This window comes from Cellulomonas septica, assembly GCF_012396155.1.
GTDB lineage: Bacteria > Actinomycetota > Actinomycetes > Actinomycetales > Cellulomonadaceae > Cellulomonas > Cellulomonas septica.
Genome location: NZ_JAAXOY010000746.1, coordinates 1 through 1,598, shown reverse-complemented (window position 1 = coordinate 1,598; position 1,598 = coordinate 1). Strand labels below are relative to the sequence as shown.

Below are 1,598 nucleotides of genomic sequence, written 5' to 3'. Positions count from 1 at the left end.
CGAGCAGACCCGCCGGGTCGGTGCCCGTCGCAGCGAGCCGCGTCCCCGACGACGTGCCGGCGGCCGCGACCGTCAGCTCGATCTGCGCGGTGCGCTGCGACGTCGTGCCGGTCGCGACGACGTGGTGCAGCCCCGCGGCCGTGCCGGTGGGGACCGTCGTGACCAGGGTCGCGACCCCGGAGGCGTCGGCGACGGCCGTGCCGAGCAGCACGGGGTCGGAGTGCAGGTGGAACTGCACCGTCTCGCCGGGCAGGAAGCCGCGCGCCACGAGCGTGACGGACCCGCCGGGGGTCGTCGACGAGGTCGAGCCGGCGAGCGCCGGGACCGGTGCGGGCGTCGGGACGACGGGCGCCGGCGTGGACGGCTGCGGGTCGGGCGTGACGACGGGAGCCGTGACGGTGAGCGCGTGCTCCGTCGAGTCGGCCTGCGCGTACACGCCCTGCGTGCTCGAGCCCGAGTAGTGCGCGAGGACCGTGTAGGAGCCGGCGGCGAGCGCGGGCGTCGTGACCTCGACGCTCCCGTCGACGAGCGTCGCGTTCACGTGCAGCAGGTAGTGCTCGTCGGCGTCGAGCACGATGAGCTGGACGTCGCCCTCGGGCGTGACGGCCTCGCTGTGCCGCCCCACGACGGTGACGGTGGCCGTGACGGGACCGGCGACGGCCGTGGTCGGCACGTCGACGGTCACGACGGGACGGGGCGCCACGTGCTCGGCGACGACGAGCGTCTGCGCACCCGACGTGGCACCGCCGTGGACGCCGTCACCCGAGTAGGCGGCCGTGATGCCGGGGTAGGTGCCCGCCGGGAGCGGCACGTCGAGCTGCGCGAGCCCGCTCACGACCTGCAGCCCGAGCCGCCACGCGAACCAGTCCTGCCCGAGCCACCCGAACCTGACGACGCCGAGCGCGGTGCTCGCGAGCCCCGCGAGCACCCCGGACAGCGCGAAGACACCCCACCCGTAGCGGCGGTACCGCGTGAGCGCGAAGGCCGCCTCGGCACCCGCGCCCTGCACGAGCCCGACGACGAGCAGCGTCGGTCCGACGGGGGACGCGAGGAACGCGACCTCGACGAACGCCGCGACGAGCTCGACGACGATCCCGACCCCCGGCTTGCGCACCACGTAGATCGCGAGCGGGGCCGCGACCATCCAGCCGCCGATCAGCACGTGCTGGGCGAGGTCGCCGAACGGCCCCATCGCGAGCTGGAGCGCGCCCCACGCCTGCACGAGCGCCCAGTAGAGGAACCCGAAGACGACGGCGAGGACCGCGAGCAGGACGAGCTCCGCGAGCGTGACGCGTGCGCGTGCGGCGCTCATCGGTCGGATCCCGCCGCGTCGGCGTCCGTCGACCCGCCCGCCCACGACGGCGAGTGCAGCGTGATCGTGACGTGCGCGACGACGTGCCGCACGTGCCGGGCGGCGGCGAGCCACGCGTCCGCGACGGCCCCGAGCACGTCGGCGAGGTCCCCGTCGAGCCGGGTGACGAAGTGCGACGCGGACACGGTCGCTCGGGCGCGTGCGACCGCGATCGCCTGCTCGATCGCCCGCATGTGGTCGCCGGGGTGCCCGGGCGTGCCGTCGTCGAGCGGGTAGAGCGCCCAGT

Annotated in this window: 2 protein-coding genes; both read right to left on the bottom strand. The window is 75.6% G+C overall.

What is annotated here, in order from left to right; translation table 11 throughout:
* On the bottom strand, positions 1-1,312 hold a 1,312-nt coding region (locus tag HGA02_RS18780), incomplete at its 3' end, for an ECF transporter S component (protein WP_168680849.1).
* The coding region (locus HGA02_RS18775; RefSeq protein WP_246248090.1) for a YkoF family thiamine/hydroxymethylpyrimidine-binding protein at positions 1,309-1,598 on the bottom strand (290 nt) is incomplete at its 5' end. The genes HGA02_RS18775 and HGA02_RS18780, both read right to left, overlap by 4 nt.